This window comes from Clavibacter vidaverae, from assembly GCF_047529985.1.
Classification (GTDB): Bacteria; Actinomycetota; Actinomycetes; order Actinomycetales; family Microbacteriaceae; genus Clavibacter; species Clavibacter nebraskensis_A.
The window spans coordinates 599233-624758 of sequence record NZ_JBLJAM010000001.1 but is presented as its reverse complement, the minus strand read 5'-3'; the positions used below and the strand labels follow the sequence as shown (position 1 = coordinate 624758).

Sequence of the window (25526 nt, the reverse complement as noted above, 5' to 3'; positions counted from 1 at the left end):
TCAGCTCCTGGGGGTGATGTCGGCGGCGGTGGAGGCGGGCGCGAGGATCGCGACCGGGTAGTCGGCGAGGAGCGCCGCGACGGACACGCGTCCGCCGTCGAGGCGTCGGCCGCTCACGTGGTCGACGAGCTCGCCCTCGGGCAGCGTGATCGACGTGGATCCCCACCCGCCGCCGGACTGCAGCCCGACGGGCAGGCGCGTGGCGACCGTGACGGCGCCGCCGCGGTCGAACGCGATCACATGGGCCGCGGCGTCGCCGGTCGCGCGCACGGGCTCGTAGCCCGTGAACAGCTCCGGGTGGTCGCGGCGGAGGCGGAGCGCGCGCGCCGTGACGAGGAGCTTGGCGGCCCCGGTCTCGTCGATCGCGGGCTCGGCGCCCTGGAGGACGGCGTCGAGGGCGGCGCGGCGCATGCCGAAGTCGACCTCGCGGCGGTTGTCGGGATCCACGAGGCTCGTCTCCCACAGCTCGCTGCCCTGGTAGACGTCGGGCATGCCGGGGGCCGTGAGCTGGATGGCCTTGGCCGCCAGCGCGTTCGACCAGCCGGGGCCGGAGAGCCGGTCGTAGAGCCCGGCGACGATGGTGCGGGCGCGCGGGTCGTCGAAGGCCGCGTCGACGAGCGCGTGCATGCGCTCCTCGAAGGCCTCGTCGGGCGCGGTCCACGTGGTCGAGTCGCCGGCCTCGCGCGACGCCTTCTCGGCGTACGCGTGCAGGCGCTCGCGCGACGCGGGCCAGGTGCCGACGAGCGTCTGCCAGAGCAGGTTCTCGAAGGGCCCGTCGCCGGTGGGCGCGACGTCGCGCAGCTGCTCGAGCGCCTCGCGCCAGGCCTCCGGGGCCTCGGACAGGACGTCGATGCGGGCGCGGACGTCCTCGCCGCGCTTCGTGTCGTGCGTGGAGAGCGTCGTCATGGCGTGCGGCGCGATGCGGTGCCGCTCCTGCTGGCGCGCGTGGAAGTCGTCGACGTCGATCGCGAAGATCGACGGGTCGGCGCCGACCTCGTTGAGCGAGACGAGGCGCGAGTAGCGGTAGAACGCGGTGTCCTCGACGCCCTTGGCCATGACCATGCCGCTCGTCTGCTGGAAGCGCTGGGCGACGAGCGTGGAGGGGTCGGAGAGCTGCGGCATGAGCGCGTCGATGGTGGCGACGAGGTCGGGGCGGCTCGCGCGCGCGGCTTCCGCGGCCTGCTCGAGGTGGTCGATCCCGCCGGGCAGGTAGCTGCGGTAGACGGGGAAGGTAGCGAGCAACTCCGCGATCGCGTCCGCGGCGTCGGCGGGCGCGTCCTCCACGAGGCGCTCGAGGCGGAGGACCTCGCTGCGGAGGATCCCGTCGGCGATGCCGCGCTTGGTGCCGCGGATCATGTCGGCCCAGTCGGTGAGCTCGCCCTGCGGCAGGCCGCGGAGCGACGCGTCGAGGTGGTCGAGCTCGACCTGGCCGTCGGGGTCGACGAGGACGCGGTCGATCTCGGCGAGCGCGTCGTACCCCGTGGTGCCGGCGGTCGCCCAGTCGGTGGGCAGCGTCTCGCCGGGCTCGAGGATCTTCTCCACGAGCACGTACGCGCCGCCCGTGATCCGCGCGAGGTCGTCGAGGTAGCCCTTCGGGTCGAGCAGGCCGTCCGGGTGGTCGACCCGGAGCCCGTCGGCGAGGCCCTCGCGGAACCAGCGGGAGATCTCCGCGTGCGACTCCTCGAACACCTGCGGGAGCTCGACGCGGATGCCCGCGAGGGTGTTGACCGCGAAGAAGCGGCGGTAGTTCAGCTCGGCGTCGGCGCGGCGCCAGTTGATCAGCTCGTAGGACTGGCGCTCGTGCACCGTGCGGGCGTCCGCGTCGTCCTCGGCCGTGCCGGGCGCGACGGGGAACCGCTGGTCGTAGTAGCGGAGCTCGACGGTGCCGTCGTCGCCGCGCACGAGCTTCAGCTGGTCGAGCTCGTCGTCGCCGTCGCCGAGCACGGGGATCCGCACCTTGCCCCGCCCGAAGTCCCAGTCCACGTCGAACGCGTCGGCGTAGCGGCTCGCGGTGCCGTGCAGCAGGAGGTCCCACCACCAGAGGCTCTCGACGGGCGTCGCGACGCCCACGTGGTTCGGGACGATGTCGACCAGCACCCCGAGGCCCAGCTCGTGGGCGCGGTCCGCGACGGCCTTCATGCCCGCCGCGCCGCCGCGCGCCGGGTCGACCTGCGAGTGGTCGACGACGTCGTAGCCGTGGTCGGATCCGGGCTCGGCCGCGAGGATCGGGCTGAGGTACACCCAGTCCGCGCCGAGGTCCTTCACGTACGGCAGCTGCTCGGCCACGGCGGCGAGGTCGAACGACTCCCGCACCTGGAACCGGTAGGTGGAGATGGGGGTTCTCAACTGATGTCGCTCCTTGGGTCTGCGGCGGGCCGGTCGGCCTGCGCGTGGGTGAGGACGGCGAGGCTCGCCGCGACCGAGTGGTCGGGCTCCACCTCGGGCTCGGTGTAGGCGCGCAGCACCACGAGCGCCTTGGCCGCCACGTCCACGACGCTACTCGCGCGGAGGGCCGTCGAGTCGGCTCCGACGCCGGCGGTGTCGATCACGGTCTCCCACGCGTCCGCGTACTCGTCCGACGGGAGCGTGAAGGACACCGGCTCGTCGTGCGCGTTGAAGTACAGGAGGAAGTGGGTGTCGTAGATGTCCTCGCCGCGGCGGTCGCGCCCGCGGATCCCGTTGCCGTTGAGGAACATGCCGATCGCCCGGAGGCCGGACTCCCAGTCGTCGTCGACCATCGGGGTCGCGTCGGCGTCGAGCCAGACGATGTCGGGCAGCGGCTCGCCCTCGCCCCGGCGCACGGGCCGGCCGTCGAAGAAGCGCCCGCGGCGGAAGGTCGGGTGCTCCTTGCGGAGTCGCACGACCGACGCCGTGAACTCCGCGAGGGGCTGGTCTGCCTGGTCCCAGTGCACCCAGCTGATCTCGTTGTCCTGCGCGTACGTGTTGTTGTTGCCCTGCTGCGTGCGGCCGAGCTCGTCGCCGTGCAGGATCATCGGCACGCCCTGCGACAGGATCATCGTCGCGAGCATGTTGCGCTGCTGGCGTCCGCGGAGCGTGGCGATCACCGGATCGTCCGTCGGCCCCTCCACGCCCATGTTCCAGGAGCGGTTGTGGCTCTCGCCGTCCTTGTTGTCCTCGCCGTTGGCCTCGTTGTGCTTCTCGTTGTACGAGACGAGGTCGGCGATGGTGAAGCCGTCGTGCGCGGTGATGAAGTTGATCGACGCGACCGGGCGCCGGCCCGAGTGCTCGTACAGGTCGGCGGACCCCGTGATGCGGGCCGCGAACTCCCCGAGCGACGACGCCTCGCCGCGCCAGAAGTCGCGCACGGTGTCGCGGTACTTGCCGTTCCACTCGGTCCACTGGGGCGGGAAGTTGCCCACCTGGTACCCGCCGGGGCCGACGTCCCAGGGCTCGGCGATGAGCTTGACCTGCGACACCACCGGGTCCTGCTGCACGAGCTCGAAGAAGGTGGCGAGCTTGTCGACGTCGTAGAACTCGCGCGCGAGCGCCGAGGCGAGGTCGAAGCGGAAGCCGTCCACGTGCATCTCGGTGACCCAGTAGCGCAGCGAGTCCATGATCAGCTGCAGCGAGTGCGGGTGGCGCACGTTGAGCGAGTTGCCCGTGCCCGTGTAGTCCATGTAGTACGTGGGGTCGTCCTCCATGAGCCGGTAGTAGGCCTGGTTGTCGATGCCCTTGAACGAGAGGGTCGGGCCCAGGTGGTTGCCCTCCGCGGTGTGGTTGTAGACCACGTCGAGGATGACCTCGATGCCGGCCGCGTGCAGCGCCCGCACCATCGACTTGAACTCCTGCACCTGCTGGCCGAGCTCGCCCGTGGACGAGTACGCGTTGTGCGGCGCGAAGAACCCGATGGTGTTGTAGCCCCAGTAGTTGCGGAGGCCCTTCTCGAGCAGCGTGTTGTCCTGCACGAACTGGTGCACGGGCATCAGCTCGATGGCCGTGACGCCGAGGTGCTGCAGGTGGTCGATGACGGCGGGGTGCGCGATGCCGGCGTACGTGCCGCGCAGCTCCTCGGGGATCCGCGGGTGCAGCTGCGTCAGGCCCTTGACGTGCGCCTCGTAGACGACGGTCTCGCTGTAGGGCGTGCGGGGGAGGCGGTCGCCGTCCCAGTCGAAGAAGGGGTTGACCACGACGCCGAGCATCATGTGCGGGCCCGAGTCCTCGTCGTTCCGGCTCGACGGGTCGCCGAAGTCGTAGGCGAACAGCGACGGGTGCCAGTCGAACTCGCCGCAGGTGGCCTTGGCGTAGGGATCCAGCAGCAGCTTCGCCGGGTTCGAGCGGTGGCCGTTCTCGGGCTCGTAGGGACCCGTGACCCGGTACCCGTAGCGCTGGCCCGGCTGCACGTGCGGGAGGTAGCAGTGCCAGACGTGCGCGTCGACCTCGGTCACGTCCACGCGGGTCTCGGTGCCGTCCTCCTCGATGAGGCACAGCTGCACCCTGTCGGCGGTCTCGCTGAAGAGGGCGAAGTTCGTGCCGCTCCCGTCGAAGGTCGCGCCGAGCGGGTAGGGGTTTCCGGGCCAGGTGTGCAAGTGGTCCTCCAGTTGGGTCGACTCGTCCCACGACGGCGCGCGCGAGCGCGGGGTCCGTCGGGGGCGGGGCAGGCGGTGGATCCGCAGCTGCCGCAGCGGCGGGGGAGGCCGCATGCGACGCGGCGACGCACCAGGGGCGAGGGTACCGCGACCGCCCGGATCGCCCCGCATCCGCCGGGCCCCGCGGGGTACGGTGGGACGCATGACCAACCTCGTCGCACAGCTCGCAGAGAACGTGAAGAACGCCGGAGTGGGGACGGTCTACGGCGACCCCCTCGACATCGACGGCTCGACCATCGTCCCCGTGGCATTCGCCTGGTACGGCTTCGGCGGGGGCAGCGACCTCCCCGATTCCGACGGCAACGTCGCGGGCGGTGGCGGCGGTGGCGGTGCCACCTGGCCCATCGGCGCGTACGTCGCCACCGACGGCGAGGTGCGCTTCCAGCCGAACGTGATCGCGCTGCTCGCCATCGCGACGCCCGTCATCTGGGTCTCCGGCAAGGTCCTCGTCAAGCTCATCAAGACGCTCAAGTAGCGCTCTCCTCACGACCACCGCGGAGCGCGGGTGCCCTCGGGCGCCCGCGCTCCCGTGCGTCCGGGGCCCGTACGTCCCGGGCGCGTCGCCGCCGCGCTAGGATCACCGTGAACACGGGAGTCCGGTGAGCCGGGCTGAGAGGAAGATCCCCAATCTTCGACCGTCGAACCTGATCTGGATCATGCCAGCGCAGGGAGGCTTTCATCTCGTACCCGTGCCCTCTTCCACGAACCGAAGGGCACGACCAGTGACCGCATCACCCTCGTCCACCGCATCCTCCGCGTCCGCCTCCGTCGACGCCGGCGACCGGGCCCCCCGGTCCGGCCTCCGCGCGCGCTGGCGCGTCATCGACATCGTCGTCGCGAGCGTCCTCGGCGTCGCGTCCGGCCTCGTCTTCGTGATCTGGAACACGGCGTCCGTGCCGATCGGCGGCTTCTTCGAGCCGCTCCTGCCGGGCCTCCAGGCCCTCGCGGGCGGCGGCTGGCTGTTCGCCGGCGTCCTCACGGGCATCGTGATCCGCAAGCCCGGCGCCGCGCTCTACGGCGAGCTCCTCGCCGCGTTCGTCTCGATGCTCGTCGGCAACGTCTGGGGCGTCGGCACGCTCCTCTCGGGCCTCACGCAGGGCCTCGGCGCCGAGCTCGTGCTCCTCGTCTTCCTCTACGCGAACTGGCGCGCCTACGTCGCCGTCCTCGCGGGCATGGGCGCGGGCCTCGGCATGGCGATCACCGACCTCATCACCTACTACCAGGGGACCACACCGCTGTTCGCCACGATCTACACGATCGCGGCGCTCGTGTCGGGTGCCGTCATCGCGGGCCTGCTGTCGTGGCTCATCGCCCGCGCGCTCGCCCGCACCGGCGCCCTGTCGCGCTTCGCCTCGGGCCGCGACACCGCGGCCCGCGTCTGACCGTGGGGCGGCCCGGCCGCCGTCCGACCGCTCCGCGGGCGCCCCTCGCCGGCCCCGGCGCGTCCGTCGACGTCGCGGGCGGCGCGTCCGTGCGGGCCTCCGGCTGGGGCTGGCGGCACGCGGGTCGCGCCGCCTGGGCCGTCCGCGACGTCGACCTCGTCATCGAGCCGGGGGAGCGCGTGCTGCTGCTCGGCGCGTCGGGCGCGGGCAAGACCACGCTCCTGCACGCGCTGGCCGGGGTCCTCGGCGGCGACGACGAGGGCGAGACCCGCGGATCCCTGCTCGTCGACGGCCGCGACCCGGCCTCCCAGCGCGGACGCGCGGGGCTCGTGCTGCAGGACCCGGACGCGCAGGTGATCCTGTCCCGCGTCGGCGACGACGTCGCCTTCGGCTGCGAGAACCTCGGCGTGCCGCGGGAGGAGATCTGGGTCCGCGTCCGCCACGCGCTCGACGCCGTCGGCCTCGACGTCGCCCTCGACCGGTCCACCACCGCGCTCTCCGGCGGGCAGAAGCAGCGCCTCGCCCTCGCCGGCGTGCTCGCCATGCGCCCCGGGCTCCTCCTGCTCGACGAGCCGACCGCGAACCTCGACCCCGAGGGCGTCTCCGAGGTGCGGCGCGCCGTCGAGTCGGTCGTCGGGTCGACGGGCGCGACCCTCGTCGTGATCGAGCACCGCGTGGCCGTGTGGCGGGACCTGGTGGACCGCGTGGTCGTCCTCGCGGCCGACGGCGGGATCCTCGCCGACGGCGCGCCCGACGACGTCCTCCGCGACCAGGGCGCGTCGCTCGCGGCGGCCGGCGTGTGGGTGCCGGGCCGGGAGCCGGCGGCGCCGGTCCGCGCGCCCGCCGCGCCCGTGCCGCTCGTGCGCGCGGACGACCTGGCCGTCGGCCGTGCCCGCGGCACGGTCGTGGCGGAGGCGGCGGGCATCGGCCTGGGCGCCGGACGGGTGACCGCCCTCACGGGGCCGAACGGCGGCGGCAAGAGCACCCTCGCCCTCACGCTGGGCGGCCTCCTGCCCCCGCTCGCCGGCCGCGTCGTCGCCGAGGCGGGCCTGGCGGACGGCCTCGGCGCGGATCCCGCCGCCTGGCGCTCCCGCGAGCTCGCGGCCCGCATCGGCACCGTCTTCCAGGACCCCGAGCACCAGTTCCTCGCCGGCACGGTGCGCGCGGAGCTCGAGGTCGGCCCGCGCGCGGTGGGCATGGATGCGGCGGAGTCCGCGCGGCGCGTGGACGAGCTGCTCGTCCGGCTGCGGCTCGACGGCCTCGCCCGAGCCAACCCCTTCACGCTCTCCGGCGGCGAGAAGCGGCGCCTGTCGGTGGCGACCGCCCTCGCGACCGCGCCGCGCCTCCTCGTCCTCGACGAGCCGACCTTCGGGCAGGACGCCCGCACGTGGGTCGAGCTCGTGGCGCTCCTCGCCGAGCTGGTCGACCGCGAGGGCGTGGGCGTCCTCGCCGTCACGCACGACGCCGACCTCGTGGCCGCCCTCGCGGACGACGTGCTCCGCCTCGATCCCGTCCCCGGCGCCCCCGCGCGCCTGGAGGTCGTCCGATGAGCGCCGCACCGGCGGAGGTCCTGCCCGCCTCGCGCGCCACGGGCCTCGCCGCCGTGAACCCGGTCGCGCGCCTCGCCGCGGCCCTCGTGCTGACGCTCGTCCTGGTGCTCAGCCTCGACGTGGTCTCCGCGGGCACCGCCCTCGCGCTGGAGCTGCTGCTCCTGCCCCTCACGGGGATCCGGCCGCGCGCGTTCCTCCTGCGCGGCATCCCCATCTGGATCGCGGCACCCGGCGCGGGGATCACGATCCTGCTCTACGGGCGCACCTCGGGCGACGTGTACGCGCAGTTCCTGCTCGTGGTCGTCAGCGAGGGCTCGGTGCTCCTCGCGGTCGCGACGACCCTGCGCGTGCTCGCCATCGGGGTCGCGTCGCTGATCCTCTTCTCCGACGTGGATCCCACGGACCTCGCCGACGGCCTCGCCCAGGTGTGGCGCCTGCCGTCGCGCTTCGTGCTCGGCGCCCTCGCGGGCGTGCGCCTCGTCGGCCTGCTGCTCGACGACTGGCGCTCGCTCGAGCTCGCCCGCCGCGCGCGCGGTGTCGCCGACCGCGGGCGGGTCCGCCGCTTCGCCGGGCAGGCCTTCGCGCTGCTCGTGCTGTCCATCCGCCGCGGCAGCAAGCTGGCGACCGCGATGGAGGCGCGCGGCTTCGGCGGCGCGGGCGCGCGGACGTGGGCGCGGCCGAGCGTGGTCGGGCGCCGCGAGGCGGTCGTCCTGGTGGTGGCGGTCCTCGTCGCGGCCGTCGCGGTGACGGCGTCCGTGCTCGCCGGGACGTGGGACTTCGTTGCGGCCTGACGCGGGGGAGCGGCGCCCGGCGCTGGTCCTCGTCGACGGCCCGTCCGGATCCGGCAAGTCGACCCTCGCCGACGCCCTCGTCCGGGACGGCGACCCCGCGGCGATGCTCCCGCCGGGCGCGCAGCTGCTCCGCCTCGACGACGTCTACCCGGGATGGGACGGCCTCGAGGCCGCGTCCCGGCAGCTGGAGGCCGTCCTCCCGGAGATGCGGCCGGGCGGTCGCCCCCGCTGGCGCCGCTGGGACTGGGCGGCGGACGCCCCCGCCGGCTTGCACGACCTGGATCCCGCCCGCCCGCTCGTGGTCGAGGGCTGCGGATCCCTCACGCGGGTCACCGCGCATCTCGCCACGCACAGGATCTGGGTCGAGGCGGACGACGCCGTGCGCCGCGCCCGCGCCATCGCGCGCGACGGCGAGCCGTTCGCCGTCGAGTGGGAGCGCTGGGACGCGCAGTGGCGCGCGCACGTGGCGCGTGAGGATCCGCGCGGCCTGGCCGACGTCGTCGTCCGCACGGACGCCGTCGCGGCGGCCGGGTAGCCTGAGGCCATGACCGATTCCGCACCCTCCGACGTCCGCTACCTCGCCGTCTTCGCCGACGGCCCCCTCGAAGGCACCACCGAGACCCGCGTCCTGGTGGACGGCCAGCACGACGAGACCATCAGCACGATGTCCGCCGTCGAGGGCAAGGAGTCGCTGTTCCAGTACCGCGCGGGCGAGGTGTCCGAGGTCGCCGGCGAGCAGCGCGTCACCTACACGTTCGTGCCCGACGGCAGCGACGACGTGCTCGGCGAGGGCGACGACGAGTCCCTCGAGCTCTGATCCCCGGCACGCCCGGCGCCTGAGCGCCGACCCGACGACCCCGGCCCGCGACGCGGATCCCGGGGTCGTCGTGCGTCCGGGCGGCGCCTCAGGCCCAGCCGAGCTCGTGGAGCCGGTCGTCGTCGATGCCGTGGAAGTGCGCGATCTCGTGCACGAGCGTCACGTGGACCAGGTCCCGCAGGTCGTCCAGGTCCTCCGCCTCGTGCAGGTGCGGCTCGCGGTAGACGACGATCCGGTCGGGCATCTCGCCGAACCCGTACTGCCCGCGCTCGGTCATCGCGACGCCGTCGTAGAGGCCGAGCAGGTCGAGCGAGCCGTCCTCGGGCCGGTCCTCGACCACGAACACGACGTTGTCGAGGCCGTCGACCATCTCGTCCGGCAGCTCGTCGAGCTCGTCGACGACCAGGCGCTCGAAGTCGTCGGGGTCGCAGTGCAGCACGGGTCCACCCTCGCACACGCACCTCGGCGCGCCCGTCCGCGACGCCTACCCGGAGACGACGCCTGCTCCGACACGAGGCCTGCCCGGAGACGACGGAAGGGCCGGAGACGACGGAAGGGCCGGGACCCTCTCGGATCCCGGCCCTTCCCGGTGGGGTGGACGACGGGGCTCGAACCCGCGACTTCCGGCTCCACAAGCCAGCGCTCTGCCAACTGAGCTACGCCCACCATGCGGCCGATCCCGTTCTCGCGGACGGCCATGAATGAGGATACTACAGCCGCGGGGCCCACGCGGACGTCACGGCCGCGGAGATGGCCTGCACGTCCTCGGTCGCCGGTCCCGGCGCCGGCACGAAGGCGGCGCGGCGGTAGTACTCGAGCTCGCGGATGGACTCGAGGATGTCGGCGAGGGCGCGGTGGCCGCCGTTCTTGGCGGGGGAGTTGAAGTAGATCCGGGGGAACCACTCCTTGGCGAGCACCTTGATGGAGGAGACGTCGACGCTGCGGTAGTGCAGGTGCGCGTCCACGCGCGGCATGTACTTGGCGAGGAACGCGCGGTCGGTGCCGATGGTGTTGCCGGCGATGGGGGCCTTGCCGCCGTTCGGCACGTGCTGCAGCAGGTACTCCAGCACCGCGAACTCGGCGTCGGCGAGGCTCACGCCCGCGGGGATCTCGTCGAGCAGGCCCGAGGAGCGGTGCATGTCGGTGACGAACTCGCCCATGTTGGCGAGGGCGGCCGGATCCGGGTTGATGACGATGCTGAAGCCCGCGTCGACGGGCACGAGGTCGAAGTCGGTGACGACCACCGCGACCTCCACCAGCTCGTCGATCGCGAGGTCGAGCCCCGTCATCTCGCAGTCGATCCACACCAGCCGGTCCGCGTTGTTGCCCATCCCCCGATCCTATCGGCGGCCCCGGACGCCCCATCGCCGCCGCCTACCATGGGGGAGTGATCACCGTCCTCGCCGTCCTCCTCCTCGTCAACGGCGTCTGGAACGTCGTCGTCTGGCCGCAGTTCCTCAAGCGCGTCGCCAAGGATCCGCGCGCCCGTGCCGCCGACGGGTCGCGCACGCCGTTCTTCACCGTGCACCTCGTGCTGGTGTCGGTGTCGCTCCTCCTCGCGCTCGCGTCGATCGTCGCCGCCGTCGCGGCGTTCGTCTCCTGACCTCCGCCGAGGCGTCCGGCGCACCCGTCCCCGGCGAGGCCGACTGCGTCCGCGTCGTCATGTTCTCCTCCCTCTTCTGCGTCCTGTGCCAGGCGACCCGCCGCGTGCTCGCCGAGGTCCAGCGCCTCCTGCCATGGCTCCCCGTCGACGAGCTCGACGTCGCGGCGCACCCCGACCGCGCCGAGGCGGAGGGGATCCGCTCCACGCCCACGATCCTGGTGCTCGCCGGCGACCGCGAGGTGCTGCGCGCCGAGGGCGTGCCCACCGCGCCGCAGGTGCTGCAGGCGGTGGCCCGCGCGATGGACGCGACGCCCGGTGCGCCCGTCACCGCTCCCGGCCCTCCCGGCCCGACGGATCCCGCGTAGTACCCTCGTCACGACCCCCTGTAGCTCAATGGATAGAGCATCGGCCTTCTAATCCGACGGTTGCGCGTTCGAGTCGCGCCGGGGGGACCAGCTGTCGGATGCGCGCGATCGGCCGTAGATTCGACGCATGCGCGACATCCAGTCACAGATCATCGCCGCCCTCGAGGTGCGTCCGACCATCGATCCCGCCGACGAGGTCCGCGCGCGCGTCGACTTCCTCAAGGCGTACCTCAGGTCCACCGGCGCGGAGGGCTTCGTCCTCGGGGTCAGCGGCGGCCAGGACTCCTCCCTCGCCGGGCGCCTCGCCCAGCTCGCGATCGAGGAGCTCGCCTCCGAGGGGCTCCTCGCGGAGTTCGTCGCCGTCCGCCTGCCCTACGGGGTGCAGGCCGACGAGGAGGACGCGCAGCTCGCGCTCCGCTTCATCCAGCCGAAGTCGAGCGTCGTCTTCGACATCAAGCGCGCCGTCGACGGCTTCCAGGCGGAGTACTCCGATGCCGCCGGCCACGCGATGACCGACTTCACGAAGGGCAACGTCAAGGCGCGCTCGCGCATGATCGCCCAGTACGCGCTGGCCGGGCAGGCGCGACTGCTCGTCATCGGCACCGACCACGCGGCCGAGGCGGTGACGGGCTTCTTCACGAAGTACGGCGACGGCGGTGCCGACGTGCTCCCGCTCACGGGCCTCACCAAGCGCCAGGGACGGGCGCTGCTCGAGCACCTGGACGCCCCCGAGCGCCTCTACCTGAAGGCGCCGACCGCCGACCTCCTCGATGACACCCCCGGCCAGACCGACGAGGCTAACCTCGGCCTCACCTACGCCGACATCGACGACTTCCTCGAGGGCCGCGACGTGGACGACGAGGTGGCCGAGGCCATCGAGGCCCGCTACCGCAGCACCGAGCACAAGCGCCGCGTGCCCGCCTCGATGTTCGACGACTGGTGGAAGTGACCGTCTCCGACCTGACGTGACGACGCCCCGCACCTCGATGAGGTGCGGGGCGTCGTCGTGAGCGGGGAGGATCAGCTGCGGTCGCCCTCCGCGGCGCGGGAGTTGGCGGCCGACGTGTACGGGACGGGCGGGCTGTACTGCTCGTCGGGGGACTCCACCCGGCGCTCGGCCACGGGCTGGTCGTCGGTCCCCGGGCGCCACGGGACCGGCACCGGAGCCGCGGACGCCGGCTCGGGCTGGCGGGCCTCGGTGCGGGCGGAGGCGTCCGTCGCCGGCTGGTCGTCCTCGAACTGCCAGCGGGCGATGTCGCCCTGGAAGATCTTGCGGGCACGGCCCGGGTGGTGCTGCCACTCGACGATGCGGTCGCGGAACTCGGCGAGCTGCGCGTCGAACTGGAACCCGAAGCTGCCGCTGCCGCGCTTGAACTCGGTGATCTCGTGCGCGGCCCAGGTGGCGGCCGTCGCCGCGCCCTTGACGGGCAGGAGGCGGATGCGGATGTCGGCCTCGCCCGCGGCTCGGTCGGCGAGCACGCGCTCCTGCGCCGTGAGCCCGTCCCACACCGACGCCTGGCGCGCGGCATCGACCAGCATGCCGATGGCGGCGGCCTTCACCTCGCGATCGTGCCGCGTGAGGATCCGCTGCGTCGCCCCGCGCGCGATGAGCGCTGCGAGGACGCCCGCGACCACGATGGCGACGAAGGGGACGACGACGCCGGCGAGGAGCTGCGTGCCCCGCTCGGACGCGAGGGCATCGAGGAGATCATTCCACCACTGCATGCGGTGACCGTACCCCGCCGGGTGCGCGTGACCCGGGAGGCGGCGCGGGCGCGTCGCCGTGCCCGGTCATCTCCCGGCGGCGCTCAGAAGCGGAGGCAGTCGACCGCGTCCTGCAGCGCCCAGAAGTCGCCGAGGGGCACGAACCCCTGGGCGTCCCGGCGGAGGCGCTTCGCGCGGAAGCGCTCGCCCTGCGGCTCGTGCATGCGCTCGACGTAGCCGAGCACCGCGCCGTCCGGCCGGGTGACGCGCAGGAGGCCGTCGTGCAGCTCGCGCACCTGCGCGGCCGAGCGCGCGAGGGGGGTGTAGGTGATGCTGGGCATGGGGTCCTCCGTCCGCGTGCCGCCGGCCCGGCGGTGTCTCGATGTCCCCGAAGCTACGGGGGACCACCGACATCCGAGGCGGGTGGAATGGCCGGACCGCCATGACGGTTCCCTCCCATGTCGACCGCCGCGGACCTCGCGCGCATCGACGGGAAGTAGGTTCATCTCTCATGCAGACATTCATCCTCGCCGGCGGCTGCTTCTGGTGCCTCGATGCGGTGTACCGCACCCTCGACGGCGTCCAGGACGTCATCTCCGGATACATCGGCGGACACACCGCCCACCCCTCCTACGACGCCGTGTGCACGGGCGCGACCGGGCACGCCGAGGCGGTGAAGGTGGTCTTCGACGAGGAGGTCATCCCCGCCGACGTGATCCTCGACGTGTTCTTCACGCTGCACGACCCGCGGCAGCTCAACCGCCAGGGCGCCGACGTCGGCACCCAGTACCGCTCGGCCATGTTCCCCGCGGACGCCGAGCAGGAGCAGCTGTTCCGCGACGCGATCTCCCGCGCCGGCGAGCTGTGGGACGGCACCGCCGTCACCACGATCGAGCCGGTCGGCACCTGGTACGACGCGGAGGACTACCACCAGGACTTCTTCGCGAAGAACCCGGGCCAGGGCTACTGCAACGCGGTCGCCGTGCCCAAGGTGAACAAGGTGCGGAAGTCGTTCGCGCAGTACGTGCGCGCCGCCTGATCCACCTCCCCTCGACGCCCCGCGGCCTGTACGGCCGCGGGGCGTCGGCGTACCATCGGCACGTCCGGGCGACGGAGCCCGGGGAGGAGAGACGACGACGATGTCGATGATGACCACCAGCACGAGCACGAACGGCCTGCCGCGCACGGCGGGCAAGACCTGGGTGGCCTTCGGGGCCACGGGGGCGCTCGCCTCCATCCACTCGCACGACGACGGCTACGAGGTGCGGGCGCTGCACCGCGGCGTGGTCGCCGGCACGTATCCCACCCTCGAGATCGCGAAGTCGGCCCTGCGCGCGGGGCAGCACGACGACGTCCGGTTCCGGGAGCACTGAGCCGGCGCCTCCTCCCCAGTCCGCGCGCGGCCTCTCCGCATCCCGGCGCGCCGTCGAGATGCGACGCCCCGCCGACGCGCGAGGCAGGATCCGCCCGCGGTCGCGTCCTCGTGCGTCCGCGGGGAGGGGCGGCATGGCAGCGGCGAGCAGCGGAGATGCGACGACGCCGGCGGACGGATCCGACGGGCCCCTCGCGCCCGTCGTCCTGCGGGGACGCCTCCTGCGACCGGTCGCGCGGATACGGACGGCGGAGGGCTGGGAGGTCGCGAGCCTCCTGGTCGGCGGGTGCGACGCCGACGGGTCGCGCGACCGCGCCGGCGTCCCGGGCGTCCCGGGCGTCCTCGCGACCTGCACGGGCACGGCGGCCTCCACGGACCTCGCCGGCCTGGCCGTCGGCGAGGAGGTGGTCGTCACCGGCGTCCTGCGAGCGCGCCGGGCGGGACGCCCCGAGGACGACGTCGTGGAGCTCGAGGCGGACGCGGTGCTGGCCCGCCGTCGGCCGGGCGCCGCCGGCCCCGCGACCGCGACGCCTAGGATCGCACCATGAGCGGATCCCCCCGGTGGCTCGAGCCGGATCAGCAGCGTGCCTGGCGGACCGTCATCGTCGCGCTGAACCACGTCACCGAGCGCATCGAGCGGGAGCTGCTCCGGGACGCCGGCATGCCGCACGCCTACTACATGATCCTCGTCCGCCTGTCGGAGGCCGAGGGCGCCGCGCTCCCCATGAGCGTGCTCGCCCGGGCGCTCCAGGCGTCGGCGAGCCGCACGTCCCATGCCGTGACGCGCCTCGAGCAGCTCGGGTGGGTGCGCCGGTCCCGGTCGCCGCACGACGGGCGCAGCCTCCTCGCGGAGCTCACCGACGAGGGGCGCGCGACCCTCGAGGCGGCCGCACCCGGCCACGCCGAGGAGGTCCTCCGCACGGTGTTCGACCCGCTGACCGCCGAGCAGACCTCCCAGCTCGAGGCCATCGCCCGGGATATCCTCGCGAGCATGCGCGCATCCTCCCTCGACGACGATCGGGGACGCGCCGACGGCGACGACCTCGCCATCCCCTCAGCTCCCGCACACGACGCCGACCGCGCCCGCGCGGACGAGCCCGCCGCGTGATCCGCGTCACCCGCGTGATCGCGGCGCCCGTGCTCGCGGCCGCCCTCCTGCTCTCCGCCTGCACGCAGTCGCCCGCGCCCACCGAGCCGACGCCCTCCGCCGCATCGGCGAGCCCGGATGCGGCGACGCCCTCCGCGGAGCCCACCGTCGCGTCCGTCGACCCCGGCGGCACGGCGGCCGACAACCTGCCCGCGTTCGAGGCGACGGCGACCGCGGTGGTCGCGGCGAACCCCAACGCCCAGGGACGCGACCTCGTCGACGCCCTCGTCGCCGCGGGCTTCCCGAAGGAGCGCATGGAGGTGACGGCCGACCGCACGCCGCTCGGCAACTCGGTCGACTCGATCCTCGTGTCCGTCCACATGGCGGAGGCGTGCCTCATCGGGCAGCGGGCGCAGGACGGGTTCACCGCCCACGCGGAGCCGGCGCTCTCGTCGGGCCGCTGCCTGGTCGGCCAGACCCGCGCCATCGACTGGTGACCGCCGCGCCGGTCCGTCCGCGGGCGGCGTCCGGGACCTGCGGCACTGAATAGACTCGCAGGCATGGCTGAATACATCTACTCGATGGTCCGCGCCCGGAAGGCGGTCGGCGACAAGCTGATCCTCGACGACGTCACCATGTCGTTCATCCCCGGCGCCAAGATCGGCGTCGTCGGACCGAACGGCGCGGGCAAGTCGACGATCCTGAAGATCATGGCGGGCCTCGACACCCCCAGCAACGGCGAGGCCAAGCTGTCGCCCGGCTACTCGGTCGGCATCCTCATGCAGGAGCCCGAGCTCGACGAGTCGAAGACGGTCCTCGAGAACGTGCAGGAGGGCGTCGGCCCGATCAAGGCGCAGATCGACCGCTTCAACGAGATCTCGGCGGCCATGGCCGAGCCCGACGCGGACTTCGACACGCTGCTCGCCGAGATGGGTACCCTGCAGGAGGCCATCGACGCCGCCGACGCGTGGGACCTCGACTCGCAGCTCGAGCAGGCGATGGACGCGCTGCGCACCCCGCCGGGCGACGCCTCCGTCGCCAACCTCTCGGGCGGTGAGAAGCGCCGCGTCGCGCTCTGCAAGCTGCTGCTGCAGAAGCCCGACCTGCTGCTCCTCGACGAGCCCACCAACCACCTCGACGCCGAGAGCGTCCTCTGGCTCGAGCAGCACCTCTCCAAGTACCCCGGCGCCGTGCTCGCCGTGACCCACGACCGGTACTTCCTCGACCACGTGGCCGAGTGGATCGCCGAGGTCGACCGCGGGCGCCTCTACCCGTACGAGGGCAACTACTCCACGTACCTCGAGAAGAAGCAGGAGCGCCTCAGCGTCCAGGGCAAGAAGGACGCGAAGCTCTCCAAGCGCCTCGCGGAGGAGCTCGACTGGGTCCGCAGCAACGCGAAGGGCCGCCAGGCGAAGTCGAAGGCGCGCCTCGCGCGCTACGAGGAGATGGTGACCGAGGCGGAGCGCACGAGGAAGCTGGACTTCGAGGAGATCCAGATCCCCGTCGGCCCGCGCCTCGGATCCCAGGTCATCGACGCGAAGAAGCTGCACAAGCAGTTCGGCGAGCGGGTCCTCATCGACGACCTCTCCTTCACCCTGCCGCGCAACGGCATCGTCGGCGTCATCGGCCCGAACGGCGTCGGCAAGACCACGCTCTTCAAGACCATCGTGGGCTTCGAGCCGCTGGACGCCGGCGAGCTCAAGGTCGGCGACACGGTCGACATCTCGTACGTCGACCAGAGCCGCGGCGGCATCGACCCGGAGAAGTCGCTGTTCGAGGTCGTCTCGGACGGCCAGGACTACATCCAGGTCGGCAAGCAGGAGGTCCCGGCGCGCGCCTACGTCTCCACCTTCGGCTTCAAGGGACCGGACCAGCAGAAGAAGGCGGGCATCCTCTCCGGTGGTGAGCGCAACCGCCTGAACCTCGCGCTGACGCTCAAACAGGGCGGCAACCTGCTGCTCCTCGACGAGCCCACCAACGACCTGGACGTGGAGACCCTCGGCAGCCTGGAGAACGCGCTCCTCGAGTTCCCCGGCTGCGCCGTGGTCATCACCCACGACCGGTGGTTCCTCGACCGGATCGCGACCCACATCCTGGCGTACGAGGGCACGGAGGAGGACCCGGCGAACTGGTACTGGTTCGAGGGGAACTTCCAGGCGTACGAGGAGAACAAGGTCGAGCGACTCGGCCCGGACGCCGCGAAGCCGCACCGCTCCGCGTACCGCAAGCTCACGCGCGACTGATCCGATGGCCCGGGTCCACGTCCCGGTCCACCTCCGGTGGGCCGACCTCGACGCCTACGACCACGTGAACAACGTGGAGGTCCTCCGTCTCCTGGAGGAGGCGCGCGTGCGCGCCTTCTGGCGGGGCGACGACGACGGCGAGGGCGTGGACCCGGGCATGGCGCTCATCGACGCGTCCGCGGGCGCCTCGACCATGACGATGATCGCCCGGCAGGAGGTCGAGTACCTCCTGCCCATCTCGTACGGGCGGCGTCCGCTCGACGTGCAGGTGTGGCTGGGGCGGCTCGGCGGATCCAGCCTCGAGGCCTGCTACGAGCTGCGGACGCCCGTGGGCGTCGAGCCGGCCGCGCTGTACGCGCGCGCGTCGTCGACGATCGTGCTCGTCGACTCCGCGACCGGGCGCCCGCGGCGGATCACCGACGACGAGCGCGCCGCATGGGCCGCGTACATCGAGGAGCCCGTGGCGTTCAGCCGCCGGGGCTGAGCCGGGTCAGGCCCGTGCCTCGGCCGGGACGCGGACCATGCCCTCCTGGGCCACGCTCGCGAGCAGCACGCCGTCGCGCGAGTAGATGCGGCCGAGCGAGAGGCCGCGACCGCCCTGCGCGCTCGTCGACTCCTGCACGTACAGCATCCACTCGTCGGCGCGGCCGAAGCGGTGGAACCACATGGCGTGGTCGAGGCTCGCCGTCTTGATGCCGCGGGTGGCCCAGCTGAGGCCGTGCCGCCGGTAGATCGACTCGAGGATCGAGTAGTCGCTCGCGTAGGCCAGCGAGGCGAGGTGCACGGCCGGGTCGTCGGGCAGGCGGCCGATGGCGCGGATCCACACGGCCTGGTGGGCGACGCGCTCCTCGGCGGCGCCGAAGTACACGGGCTGCTCGACGTGGCGCATGTCGAACGGGCGGTCGTTCGCCCAGTGCTTCGCGACGGGGTGCTCGATGCGCGACAGAACGTCGTGCGCGCTCGGAAGCGACTCCGGGTCCGGGATGCCCTCCGGCATCGGCGCCTGGTGCTCGAGGCCCTCGTCGGCGTCCTGGAAGGACGCGATCATCGACAGGATCGGGCGGCCGTCCTGGTACGCCTGCGTGCGCCGGGTGGAGAAGGAGCGCCCGTCGTGGATGCGGTCGACGGAGAAGGTGATGGGCTTCGTGACGTCGCCGGGGCGGAGGAAGTAGCCGTGCATGCTGTGCACGCGTCGGTCGGGCTCGGTCGTGCGCATCGCCGCGACGAGCGACTGCGCGAGGACCTGGCCGCCGAAGACGCGGCCCATCGGCATCCACTGCGATGGGCCGGTGGAGATGTCCTCGCTCGTGCGGGCGCCGGTGTCCGTGAGGTCGAGCGCGGTGAGGAGCCCGGCGAGCGGGCCGCCCGCGGACTCGTCGGGGGTGTCGGATGCGTGGTCGGTCATGGGTCCTCCGCCGTACGGGCCGACCTCGGGCGGTCGGGCTGCCGGGCGGGTCGCCCGGGCACATCCAGTAGCTTAGACAGGCCATGACGCCCTCCTTCGCCCTCCGGGACGCCCTCGCCCTCGGCGATCTGCAGACCTTCCTCGGGCGCTCCGCCCGCGTCGACGACGGGGCCGTCCGCCTCATCGGATCCGGGGGCGTGCTCGCCGTGTACACCTCCGTGCTGCAGCCGGCGGGGCTCCTCGACCGGGCGCCCACCGTGCTCGGCCTCCGCACCTTCGCCGCGGAGACGCAGGCGCCCGTCGACAGCGTGGTGCCCATCCGCGCGCTCCTCGACCGCCTCGCGCGACTCGAGGGGCCCGCGACCGGATCCCCGGGCGAGCCCGTCGGCGTGCTCGTCCCGCCCGACACCGCGACGGCGCCGTGGGCGGGCATCTCCCCGCCGCGCGCGGGGTGGGAGCGCGTCGCGGACGTGCCCGCCGCCGCCCTGCGGGCCGCCGCGCGGGCCGGCATCGACGAGGTCGCGGCCGCCGTGCCCTCGGGGATCGGCGAGCAGATCGTCTCGCGCGTGCGCGGCGAGGTCTGGGGTCGCCCCGTGGACGGCGCGCCCGATGTGGTCGCGGGCGGCGCCTTCGCGGCCTACAGCCTCGGGTTCCTCGGTCCGGATCCCGCCCCCGACGCGGAGGCGGATGACGGCGAGGTGCCGGTGGCCGTGTTCCGCACGGGGCCGTGGACCCGGCTCACGACGTCCCGCGGGCACGTGCTGGTCCGCCGGCTCTAGCCCGCGGCCCGGCGCTCCATCCGTCAGGACTCGTCGAACGTGTTCACCATCGCGTGGGCGGCGCGCTCGAGGTAGTCCCACAGCTGCGCCTCGTGCATCGGGGCGAGGCCGAGCGAGTCGACGGCCACGCGCATGTGCGCGAGCCAGCGGTCGCGCGCGTCGGGGTTGACGCGGAACGGCATGTGCCGCATCCGCAGGCGCGGGTGCCCGCGCTCGTCGCTGTAGGTCGTCGGGCCGCCCCAGTACTGCTCGAGGAACCCCGTGAGGCGCTGGATGGCGCCCTCCAGGTCCTCCTCCGGGTACATGGCGACGAGGACCGGATCCTCGGCCACGCCGCGGTAGAACTCGCGGACCAGCTTCTCGAACGTGGGCCGGCCGCCGACGTCCTTGTAGAACGAGCTCGCCAGCAGGTCGGCCATCAGGACTCCTCGGGCGGCGTGGCGGGCTTCCGCGGCTGGCGGGGTGCGCGGTGCGGCCGCGGGGGCGCGGCGTCCGGCTGCCGCGCGGTGGACTCCCCAGCGGATCCGTCGACCGGGGCGTCCGACGCCTCGTCCACCGGCACGGTCCACGTGGCGGTGACCTCGTCCTCGTCGAGCGGGACGGCGGCCGGGTCGTCCTGCGCCGGGATCATCTGCGTGGCGCGGGGGTCCGGCCGAGCACCGGCGGCGCCGCGGACGACGGGGGACGCGGGGGCGTCGGATGTCGCCGCCGGCGGGCGCTGGGCGGCCTTCCGGGCCGCGCGCTTCCGCGGGGCGGGGGACTCCGCCTGCTGGACCGGGGTCGGGACGGTGCGCGGCGGGTGCGCGCCGCCGACGCTCGCGGCGCTGTCGAAGCCCGTGAGGACGACGGCGTTGAGCGACGGGAGCGTGACGCCCATGGCGTCGAGGGCGGCCTTGAGGCGGCCGCGGAGCTCGCGCGACACGTCGTCGCGGGCGTTGCTGCGGGTCTTCACGACCACGCGGATCACGACGGCGGACTCCGAGATCGACTCGATGCCCCAGATCTCCGGCTTCTCGACGATGCGCGAGCGCCACTTGGACGTGGTCGCGAGCTCGGTGGCGGTGGCGAGCATGCGCTCCTGCACGGCCTGCACGTCGGTGTCGTACGGGACCGCGAGGTCGATGACCACGCGCGCCCAGCCCTGCGACATGTTGCCCACGCGGAGGATCTCGCCGTTCCGGACGAACCAGAGCGTCCCGTTGACGTCGCGCAGCGTCGTGATGCGGATGCCGACGGTCTCGACGACGCCCGTCGCGGGGCCGACGTCGACGACGTCGCCGACGCCGAGCTGGTCCTCCACGACCATGAACAGGCCGTTGAGGATGTCCTTGACGATGTTCTGCGCGCCGAAGCCGAGGCCCGCGCCGAGGGCGGCGGTGAGGAGGGCGAGGGAGCTCGTGACGTCGGGCGCGACGACCGAGAGGACGCTCGCGATGACGATGACGACGATCACGACCGTGGTGATGTTGCTCAGGACGCTGCCGAGGGTGCGGGTCCGTTGGACGACCCGCACGGCCGTGAGCGGAGAGGCCTGGATGGACTGGGTGTCGTCGACGTTCTGCCGCTTCTTGACGCCCGAGACGATCCGGTCGACCGTCTGCCGGATCACCACGAGCAGGACCAGTCGGAGCAGGAGCCCGCCGGCGATGTAGGAGACGACCTTGATGAGGTCGCCCCAGGTGGAGAAGAACGAGCCGTCGCCGCAGCACACCATGCTCAGGTCCATCGCGACGCGCTTCCGACGGGGAGGAGGAGAGGGGAGGTCATCCGGCCGAGTGTACCGGCGGCCCCCTCGGCCGGCCCTGGGTCCGTGCGCAGGTGCGCCGGGGACGACGACGGGGACGGCCGCCTGGGCGACCGTCCCCGTCGGGATCGTGCGGGTGGGGCTACTCGGCGTCCTTCGCCTGCGCCCGGAGCGCCCGCTCCACGCCCGACAGCAGCTCGCTGACGAGGCGGCGGAGCGCCGGCGGCTCGGGGTTCGCGTCGAGCCAGGCGACGGTCGCGTCGCGGAGCTCGGCGTCGGCGAGCGGCGACGGGTAGAAGCCGCCGATGAGCGCCGCCGCGATGGCGTAGCTCCGCGACTCCCACACGCCCTGCAGCGCGTCGAAGTACGCGCCGACGTACGGGCGCAGCAGCTCGACGTCGGCCGCGCGGCGGAACCCGAGGCCCGTCGTGCGGACGATCGTGTTCGGCTCGGTGTCGGCCTCCCAGACCGACGCCCACGCCGCCTGCTTGCCCTCCGAGGTCGGCAGCGCCGCGCGGGCCTGGGCGGCGGACTGCGCGCCCGTGGCCGTGCGGTCGGCCGCGAGCGCGGCGTCGATCTCGGGAGTCCCGGCCCGGCCGCCCGCGACGAGCGCGGTCAGCAGCTCCCAGCGGAGGTCCGCGTCGATCTCGACGCCCTCGAGCGTCTCGGTGCCGTCGAGGAGCGCCTGCACGTGATCCAGCTGCGCGGGCTCGGCGGCGACCTGGGCGAAGGTGCGCAGGAACTGGAACTGGTTGTCGGATCCGGGCGCCGCCTGCGCGGTGAGCGCCCACAGCTCGGACGCGACCGTCGCGAGCAGCTCGCCGCGGTGGTCCGGGGCCGAGTACGTGGTGGCGGCGACGGTCAGCTGCGCGAGCGCGTAGCGGAGGGCCGTCGACTCGTCCTCGGTCGCCACGTTGTCGAGCACGAGGCGGGCGTAGTCCCGGGCGCGGATCTCGCCGTCGCGCGTCGCGTCCCACACCGAGGCGAAGACGAGCGAGCGGGCGAGCGAGTCCTCGAACGCGGCCAGGTGGCGCATCGCGACCTCGAGCGACGCGGGATCCAGCCGGACCTTCGCGTAGGTGAGGTCGTCGTCGTTGAGCAGCACGAGCGCGGGGCGCTGGCGGCCGACGAGCTCGGCGACCTGGGTGCGGTCGCCGTCCACGTCGAGCTCGAAGCGCTCCGTGCGGACGAGGTGCGCGTCGCGCAGCTCGTAGAAGCCGATCGCGAGGCGGTGCGGACGGAGCGTCGGGTAGTCCTCCGCCGCCTCCTGCAGCACGGCGAACGACGTGATGACGCCGTCCTCGTCCGTCTCGATCTCGGGACGCAGCGTGTTGACGCCCGAGGTCTTCAGCCACAGGTCGGTCCAGCGCTCGAGGTCGCGGCCGCTCGTGCCCTCGAGCTCGGTGGTGAAGTCGCGGAGCGTCGAGTTGCCGAACGCGTGGCGCTGGAAGTACGCGGCCACGCCCTTCAGGAACTCGTCCTGGCCGACGTAGGCGACGAGCTGGCGGAGGACGGACGCGCCCTTCGCGTACGTGATGCCGTCGAAGTTGACCTGCACGTCCTCCAGGTCGTTGATGGTCGCGTAGACGGGGTGCGTGCTCGGGAGCTGGTCCTGGTTGTACGCCCAGGACTTCTCGCCGGCGTTGAACGTGGTCCAGGCGCCCGTCCACTCGGTGCCCTCGGCGGTCGCCAGCGTGGAGATGTAGGTGGCGAAGGACTCGTTGAGCCACAGGTCGTCCCACCACCTCATGGTGACGAGGTCGCCGAACCACATGTGCGCGAGCTCGTGCAGGATCGTCGTGACCCGGCGCTCCTTCACGGCGTCGGTGACCTTGGAGCGGAAGACGTAGCTCTCCACGAAGGTGACGGCGCCGGCGTTCTCCATCGCGCCCGCGTTGAACTCGGGGACGAACAGCTGGTCGTACTTCGGGAAGGGGTACGGGTACTCGAAGCGCTCCTCGTAGAACGCGAAGCCCTCGCGGGTCTTCTCGAACACGTAGTCGGCGTCGAGGTGCTCCATGAGCGACTTGCGCGCGAAGACGCCGAGCGGGATCGTGCGGCCGTCGCTCGAGGTGAGCTCGCTCCGGACCACGCCGTAGGGCCCCGCGATGAGCGCCGTGATGTAGCTCGACATGCGCAGCGTCGGCTCGAAGGTCCAGGTGGACGCGCCGTCGGCGGCGGCCGTGGGCTCGGGCGTGGGGGAGTTGGAGACGACCTCCCAGTGGGACGGCGCCGTGACCGTGAAGCGGAAGACGGCCTTGAGGTCGGGCTGCTCGAACACCGCGAACATGCGGCGCGAGTCCGGCACCTCGAACTGCGAGTAGAGGTAGACCTCGTCGTCGACGGGATCCACGAAGCGGTGCAGGCCCTCACCCGTGTTCGTGTACATGGCGTCGGCCACGACCGTCAGCTCGTTCTCCTGCGCGAGGTCGTCGAGGCGGATGCGGACGCCGTCGCTGACGTCCGCCGGGTCGAGCTCGCGCCCGTTGAGCGTCACCGCGTGCACCGTGCGCGTGATCGCGTCGATGAACGTGGACGCGCCCGTCGTCGCGGTGAAGCGCACGGTGGTGGTGGATCCGAACACCTCGGCTCCGCGGGTGAGGTCGAGCGTCACGTCGTACTCGGACACGTCGAGGAGCGCCGCGCGCTCCTCGGCCTCGACGCGGGTGAGGTTCTCTCCTGGCATGGTGCTCCTGCTCGTCCGTGAGGTGGGTGGGCCGTGCGTGCGGACGCGCCTCGCGGGACGGTGCACCGGGCGGTCGGGGACCGCGGGTGCGCGGGCGGAGCGGCGCCGCTTTCGGAGCCGATCCTATTGCGTCGGCTGACCTAGGCTTGCGGCATGTCCGACGTTCAGAGCAGCCCCCGCACGACCGCCGTCGAGTTCTGGTTCGACCCCTCCTGCCCCTGGGCGTGGATGACCTCCCGCTGGGTCGACGAGGTCGCCCGCCACCGCGACCTCGACATCACCTGGCGCGTCATGAGCCTCGCCGTCCTCAACGAGGACAAGGCCGACGAGCCGAGCTTCGCCGCGTTCCTCCCGCGCGCCCTCCGCTTCACCCGCCTCGTCGCCGCCGTCGAGGCCGAGCACGGCGCCCAGCACGTCAAGCCCCTCTACGACGCGCTCGGCACGCGGATCCACCTCCGCGACCAGAAGGACGCCGATGTCGTGATCCCCGAGGTGCTCGCCGAGCTCGGCCTCCCGGCGGAGCTGGCCGAGACCAGCCGCACCGACCGCTACGACGAGCCCATGCGCGCCAGCCACTTCGAGGGCATCGAGCGCGTCGGCCAGGACGTCGGCACGCCCGTCATCTCCGTCGACGGCGTCGCGTTCTTCGGTCCCGTCATCTCGCCGGCGCCGAAGGGCGAGGAGGCCGTGAAGCTCTGGGACGGCGTCGTCGCGGTCGCGGGCTACCCCGGCTTCTTCGAGATCAAGCGCTCGCGCACCGTGGGCCCGATCTTCGACTGATCCTTTCCCGTCGCGCGCGCGGCGGCCGGGCGCCCACGGGCGTCCGGCCGCGGTGCGCCCGGCACCGCCCGCGCCGCGGGCACGACGCCGCGACGCGCGGCAGGAGGAGTGCACCGATGCGCATCCACATCGCGACCGACCACGCGGGCCTCGACTTCTCGAGGTACCTCACCGACCACCTGACCGACGCCGGGCACGACGTCGTCGACCACGGGCCGACCGCCTACGACGCGCTCGACGACTACCCGTCGTTCTGCATCCGCGCAGCCCGCGCCGTCGTCGCCGACCAGCGCGACGGCACCACCGCGCTGGGGGTCGTGTTCGGCGGATCCGGCAACGGCGAGCAGATCGCCGCGAACAAGGTCGAGGGCGTGCGCGCGGCGCTCGTCTGGAACCTGTCGACCGCCGTCCTCGCGCGGCAGCACAACGACGCCAACGTGATCTCCATCGGCGCCCGCCAGCACACCGTCGAGGAGGCCACGGCCTTCATCGACGCGTTCATCGCCGAGCCGTTCTCGGGGGAGGAGCGGCACGCGCGCCGCATCGCGCAGCTCGCCGAGTACGAGACGACGGGGGCCATCGCCGGTCACCCCGTCACCGACTAGGCCGCC

At 73.0% G+C, this 25526-nt stretch carries 29 protein-coding genes, 2 tRNA genes and 1 riboswitch; of the genes, 20 read left to right on the top strand and 11 right to left on the bottom strand.

The window, feature by feature from the left end; translation table 11 throughout:
• Nucleotides 1-2346, bottom strand: a complete 2346-nt coding sequence (gene treY, locus ACMT9T_RS02915; protein WP_414744151.1) for a malto-oligosyltrehalose synthase — start codon at nucleotides 2344-2346, stop codon at nucleotides 1-3.
• A complete protein-coding gene (glgX, locus tag ACMT9T_RS02910; protein ID WP_414745852.1) occupies nucleotides 2343-4547 on the bottom strand; it encodes a glycogen debranching protein GlgX in 2205 nt (734 codons plus the stop codon). Before glgX ends, treY begins: the two co-directional genes overlap by 4 nt.
• Before the next feature lie 202 nt (nucleotides 4548-4749).
• Here glgX and ACMT9T_RS02905 point away from each other — a divergent pair, with 202 nt between their 5' ends.
• From ACMT9T_RS02905 to ACMT9T_RS02880, 6 genes are all read left to right on the top strand, one after another.
• On the top strand, nucleotides 4750-5082 hold the full coding sequence (locus ACMT9T_RS02905; protein WP_414744150.1) for a hypothetical protein: 333 nt from the start codon (nucleotides 4750-4752) through the stop codon (nucleotides 5080-5082).
• A gap of 112 nt (nucleotides 5083-5194) precedes the next feature.
• Nucleotides 5195-5295: riboswitch (TPP riboswitch) on the top strand.
• Nucleotides 5296-5329: 34 nt separating this feature from the next.
• Entirely contained in the window at nucleotides 5330-5989 is a 660-nt protein-coding gene (locus ACMT9T_RS02900; RefSeq protein ID WP_414744149.1) for an ECF transporter S component, read from the top strand.
• Nucleotides 5990-5991: 2 nt separating this feature from the next.
• Nucleotides 5992-7539 (top strand): ABC transporter ATP-binding protein, encoded by a 1548-nt coding sequence (locus ACMT9T_RS02895; RefSeq protein ID WP_414744148.1) that lies wholly within the window; start codon nucleotides 5992-5994, stop codon nucleotides 7537-7539.
• A complete protein-coding gene (locus ACMT9T_RS02890) occupies nucleotides 7536-8330 on the top strand; it encodes an energy-coupling factor transporter transmembrane component T family protein (RefSeq protein WP_414744147.1) in 795 nt (264 codons plus the stop codon). Before ACMT9T_RS02895 ends, ACMT9T_RS02890 begins: the two co-directional genes overlap by 4 nt.
• A complete protein-coding gene (locus tag ACMT9T_RS02885) occupies nucleotides 8320-8865 on the top strand; it encodes a nucleoside/nucleotide kinase family protein (RefSeq protein WP_414744146.1) in 546 nt (181 codons plus the stop codon). The genes ACMT9T_RS02890 and ACMT9T_RS02885 overlap by 11 nt, the downstream gene beginning before the upstream one ends.
• Before the next feature lie 9 nt (nucleotides 8866-8874).
• Nucleotides 8875-9147 (top strand): hypothetical protein, encoded by a 273-nt coding sequence (locus tag ACMT9T_RS02880; RefSeq protein ID WP_116055192.1) that lies wholly within the window; start codon nucleotides 8875-8877, stop codon nucleotides 9145-9147.
• A gap of 88 nt (nucleotides 9148-9235) precedes the next feature.
• On the opposite strand, the gene ACMT9T_RS02875 is transcribed toward ACMT9T_RS02880, so the two are convergent.
• The 3 genes from ACMT9T_RS02875 to orn form a co-directional block, all read right to left on the bottom strand.
• Nucleotides 9236-9586, bottom strand: a complete 351-nt coding sequence (locus ACMT9T_RS02875; protein ID WP_414744145.1) for a metallopeptidase family protein — start codon at nucleotides 9584-9586, stop codon at nucleotides 9236-9238.
• Between the two features lie 151 nt (nucleotides 9587-9737).
• A tRNA-His gene (locus ACMT9T_RS02870) sits at nucleotides 9738-9813 on the bottom strand.
• Between the two features lie 44 nt (nucleotides 9814-9857).
• Nucleotides 9858-10478: an oligoribonuclease gene (orn, locus tag ACMT9T_RS02865; protein WP_414744144.1), complete on the bottom strand. Its 621-nt coding sequence runs from the start codon at nucleotides 10476-10478 to the stop codon at nucleotides 9858-9860.
• Between the two features lie 56 nt (nucleotides 10479-10534).
• Here orn and ACMT9T_RS02860 point away from each other — a divergent pair, with 56 nt between their 5' ends.
• The 4 genes from ACMT9T_RS02860 to nadE all read left to right on the top strand — a co-directional run bounded on the left by ACMT9T_RS02860 (nucleotide 10535) and on the right by nadE (nucleotide 12064).
• Nucleotides 10535-10750 carry an SCO4848 family membrane protein gene (locus tag ACMT9T_RS02860; RefSeq protein ID WP_414744143.1) on the top strand — a complete coding sequence of 72 codons (216 nt, stop codon included), beginning with the start codon at nucleotides 10535-10537 and terminating at the stop codon, nucleotides 10748-10750.
• 59 nt (nucleotides 10751-10809) lie between these two features.
• Entirely contained in the window at nucleotides 10810-11115 is a 306-nt protein-coding gene (locus ACMT9T_RS02855) for a thioredoxin family protein (protein WP_414744142.1), read from the top strand.
• A gap of 14 nt (nucleotides 11116-11129) precedes the next feature.
• Nucleotides 11130-11205: transfer RNA gene (locus ACMT9T_RS02850), tRNA-Arg, on the top strand.
• Nucleotides 11206-11242: 37 nt separating this feature from the next.
• Nucleotides 11243-12064 (top strand): NAD(+) synthase, encoded by an 822-nt coding sequence (gene nadE, locus ACMT9T_RS02845; protein WP_414744141.1) that lies wholly within the window; start codon nucleotides 11243-11245, stop codon nucleotides 12062-12064.
• Nucleotides 12065-12135: 71 nt separating this feature from the next.
• Here the strand turns inward: nadE and ACMT9T_RS02840 are convergent, their stop codons facing one another.
• Nucleotides 12136-12840 (bottom strand): hypothetical protein, encoded by a 705-nt coding sequence (locus tag ACMT9T_RS02840; RefSeq protein ID WP_414744140.1) that lies wholly within the window; start codon nucleotides 12838-12840, stop codon nucleotides 12136-12138.
• A gap of 83 nt (nucleotides 12841-12923) precedes the next feature.
• Complete coding sequence (locus ACMT9T_RS02835; protein ID WP_063072744.1) at nucleotides 12924-13160, bottom strand: hypothetical protein; 237 nt, start codon at nucleotides 13158-13160, stop codon at nucleotides 12924-12926.
• Nucleotides 13161-13330: 170 nt separating this feature from the next.
• Between ACMT9T_RS02835 and msrA the strand changes: the two genes are divergently transcribed.
• From msrA to ACMT9T_RS02800, 7 genes are all read left to right on the top strand, one after another.
• Nucleotides 13331-13858, top strand: coding sequence for a peptide-methionine (S)-S-oxide reductase MsrA (gene msrA / locus ACMT9T_RS02830; RefSeq protein ID WP_043587182.1), 528 nt, complete (start codon nucleotides 13331-13333; stop codon nucleotides 13856-13858).
• Nucleotides 13859-13967: 109 nt separating this feature from the next.
• On the top strand, nucleotides 13968-14192 hold the full coding sequence (locus ACMT9T_RS02825) for a hypothetical protein (RefSeq protein ID WP_414744139.1): 225 nt from the start codon (nucleotides 13968-13970) through the stop codon (nucleotides 14190-14192).
• A 133-nt stretch (nucleotides 14193-14325) separates the two neighbouring features.
• Nucleotides 14326-14739: a hypothetical protein gene (locus ACMT9T_RS02820; protein ID WP_414744138.1), complete on the top strand. Its 414-nt coding sequence runs from the start codon at nucleotides 14326-14328 to the stop codon at nucleotides 14737-14739.
• On the top strand, nucleotides 14736-15299 hold the full coding sequence (locus ACMT9T_RS02815) for a MarR family winged helix-turn-helix transcriptional regulator (protein ID WP_414744137.1): 564 nt from the start codon (nucleotides 14736-14738) through the stop codon (nucleotides 15297-15299). The genes ACMT9T_RS02820 and ACMT9T_RS02815 overlap by 4 nt, the downstream gene beginning before the upstream one ends.
• Complete coding sequence (locus ACMT9T_RS02810) at nucleotides 15296-15775, top strand: DUF6993 domain-containing protein (RefSeq protein WP_414744136.1); 480 nt, start codon at nucleotides 15296-15298, stop codon at nucleotides 15773-15775. Before ACMT9T_RS02815 ends, ACMT9T_RS02810 begins: the two co-directional genes overlap by 4 nt.
• A gap of 63 nt (nucleotides 15776-15838) precedes the next feature.
• The gene (gene ettA / locus ACMT9T_RS02805) at nucleotides 15839-17521 is read left to right on the top strand and encodes an energy-dependent translational throttle protein EttA (protein WP_414744135.1); all 1683 of its coding nucleotides are present in this window, start codon (nucleotides 15839-15841) and stop codon (nucleotides 17519-17521) included.
• A gap of 4 nt (nucleotides 17522-17525) precedes the next feature.
• Nucleotides 17526-18005, top strand: coding sequence for an acyl-CoA thioesterase (locus ACMT9T_RS02800; RefSeq protein WP_414744134.1), 480 nt, complete (start codon nucleotides 17526-17528; stop codon nucleotides 18003-18005).
• 6 nt (nucleotides 18006-18011) lie between these two features.
• On the opposite strand, the gene ACMT9T_RS02795 is transcribed toward ACMT9T_RS02800, so the two are convergent.
• Nucleotides 18012-18926 (bottom strand): acyl-CoA thioesterase, encoded by a 915-nt coding sequence (locus ACMT9T_RS02795; protein WP_414744133.1) that lies wholly within the window; start codon nucleotides 18924-18926, stop codon nucleotides 18012-18014.
• An 83-nt stretch (nucleotides 18927-19009) separates the two neighbouring features.
• On the opposite strand from ACMT9T_RS02795, the gene ACMT9T_RS02790 reads away from it, so the two are divergent.
• Nucleotides 19010-19705, top strand: a complete 696-nt coding sequence (locus ACMT9T_RS02790) for a DUF8185 domain-containing protein (RefSeq protein ID WP_414744132.1) — start codon at nucleotides 19010-19012, stop codon at nucleotides 19703-19705.
• Between the two features lie 23 nt (nucleotides 19706-19728).
• Here the strand turns inward: ACMT9T_RS02790 and ACMT9T_RS02785 are convergent, their stop codons facing one another.
• From ACMT9T_RS02785 to pepN, 3 genes are all read right to left on the bottom strand, one after another.
• Nucleotides 19729-20124, bottom strand: a complete 396-nt coding sequence (locus ACMT9T_RS02785; protein ID WP_414744131.1) for a globin — start codon at nucleotides 20122-20124, stop codon at nucleotides 19729-19731.
• Entirely contained in the window at nucleotides 20124-21431 is a 1308-nt protein-coding gene (locus tag ACMT9T_RS02780) for a mechanosensitive ion channel family protein (RefSeq protein WP_414744130.1), read from the bottom strand. The genes ACMT9T_RS02785 and ACMT9T_RS02780 overlap by 1 nt, the downstream gene beginning before the upstream one ends.
• Nucleotides 21432-21591: 160 nt before the next feature.
• Complete coding sequence (gene pepN / locus ACMT9T_RS02775; RefSeq protein ID WP_414744129.1) at nucleotides 21592-24135, bottom strand: aminopeptidase N; 2544 nt, start codon at nucleotides 24133-24135, stop codon at nucleotides 21592-21594.
• A gap of 153 nt (nucleotides 24136-24288) precedes the next feature.
• Between pepN and ACMT9T_RS02770 the strand changes: the two genes are divergently transcribed.
• Together ACMT9T_RS02770 and ACMT9T_RS02765 are read left to right on the top strand one after the other, a co-directional pair.
• Complete coding sequence (locus tag ACMT9T_RS02770; protein WP_414744128.1) at nucleotides 24289-24915, top strand: mycothiol-dependent nitroreductase Rv2466c family protein; 627 nt, start codon at nucleotides 24289-24291, stop codon at nucleotides 24913-24915.
• A 116-nt stretch (nucleotides 24916-25031) separates the two neighbouring features.
• Nucleotides 25032-25520 (top strand): ribose-5-phosphate isomerase, encoded by a 489-nt coding sequence (locus ACMT9T_RS02765; protein WP_116055220.1) that lies wholly within the window; start codon nucleotides 25032-25034, stop codon nucleotides 25518-25520.
• Nucleotides 25521-25526 lie beyond the last annotated feature (6 nt).

What these genes read in the sequence shown, in the direction of transcription:
- ACMT9T_RS02905 (WP_414744150.1), top strand. Translation starts at nt 4,750, where the DNA reads ATGACCAACCTCGTCGCACAGCTCGCAGAGAACGTGAAGAACGCCGGA.
- ACMT9T_RS02890 (WP_414744147.1), top strand. Translation starts at nt 7,536, where the DNA reads ATGAGCGCCGCACCGGCGGAGGTCCTGCCCGCCTCGCGCGCCACGGGC.
- ACMT9T_RS02880 (WP_116055192.1), top strand. Translation starts at nt 8,875, where the DNA reads ATGACCGATTCCGCACCCTCCGACGTCCGCTACCTCGCCGTCTTCGCC.
- orn (WP_414744144.1), bottom strand. Translation starts at nt 10,478, where the DNA reads ATGGGCAACAACGCGGACCGGCTGGTGTGGATCGACTGCGAGATGACG.
- ACMT9T_RS02855 (WP_414744142.1), top strand. Translation starts at nt 10,810, where the DNA reads ATGTTCTCCTCCCTCTTCTGCGTCCTGTGCCAGGCGACCCGCCGCGTG.
- nadE (WP_414744141.1), top strand. Translation starts at nt 11,243, where the DNA reads ATGCGCGACATCCAGTCACAGATCATCGCCGCCCTCGAGGTGCGTCCG.
- ACMT9T_RS02840 (WP_414744140.1), bottom strand. Translation starts at nt 12,840, where the DNA reads ATGCAGTGGTGGAATGATCTCCTCGATGCCCTCGCGTCCGAGCGGGGC.
- ACMT9T_RS02835 (WP_063072744.1), bottom strand. Translation starts at nt 13,160, where the DNA reads ATGCCCAGCATCACCTACACCCCCCTCGCGCGCTCGGCCGCGCAGGTG.
- msrA (WP_043587182.1), top strand. Translation starts at nt 13,331, where the DNA reads ATGCAGACATTCATCCTCGCCGGCGGCTGCTTCTGGTGCCTCGATGCG.
- ACMT9T_RS02825 (WP_414744139.1), top strand. Translation starts at nt 13,968, where the DNA reads ATGACCACCAGCACGAGCACGAACGGCCTGCCGCGCACGGCGGGCAAG.
- ACMT9T_RS02820 (WP_414744138.1), top strand. Translation starts at nt 14,326, where the DNA reads ATGGCAGCGGCGAGCAGCGGAGATGCGACGACGCCGGCGGACGGATCC.
- ACMT9T_RS02815 (WP_414744137.1), top strand. Translation starts at nt 14,736, where the DNA reads ATGAGCGGATCCCCCCGGTGGCTCGAGCCGGATCAGCAGCGTGCCTGG.
- ettA (WP_414744135.1), top strand. Translation starts at nt 15,839, where the DNA reads ATGGCTGAATACATCTACTCGATGGTCCGCGCCCGGAAGGCGGTCGGC.
- ACMT9T_RS02800 (WP_414744134.1), top strand. Translation starts at nt 17,526, where the DNA reads ATGGCCCGGGTCCACGTCCCGGTCCACCTCCGGTGGGCCGACCTCGAC.
- ACMT9T_RS02795 (WP_414744133.1), bottom strand. Translation starts at nt 18,926, where the DNA reads ATGACCGACCACGCATCCGACACCCCCGACGAGTCCGCGGGCGGCCCG.
- ACMT9T_RS02790 (WP_414744132.1), top strand. Translation starts at nt 19,010, where the DNA reads ATGACGCCCTCCTTCGCCCTCCGGGACGCCCTCGCCCTCGGCGATCTG.
- ACMT9T_RS02785 (WP_414744131.1), bottom strand. Translation starts at nt 20,124, where the DNA reads ATGGCCGACCTGCTGGCGAGCTCGTTCTACAAGGACGTCGGCGGCCGG.
- ACMT9T_RS02780 (WP_414744130.1), bottom strand. Translation starts at nt 21,431, where the DNA reads ATGGACCTGAGCATGGTGTGCTGCGGCGACGGCTCGTTCTTCTCCACC.
- pepN (WP_414744129.1), bottom strand. Translation starts at nt 24,135, where the DNA reads ATGCCAGGAGAGAACCTCACCCGCGTCGAGGCCGAGGAGCGCGCGGCG.
- ACMT9T_RS02770 (WP_414744128.1), top strand. Translation starts at nt 24,289, where the DNA reads ATGTCCGACGTTCAGAGCAGCCCCCGCACGACCGCCGTCGAGTTCTGG.
- ACMT9T_RS02765 (WP_116055220.1), top strand. Translation starts at nt 25,032, where the DNA reads ATGCGCATCCACATCGCGACCGACCACGCGGGCCTCGACTTCTCGAGG.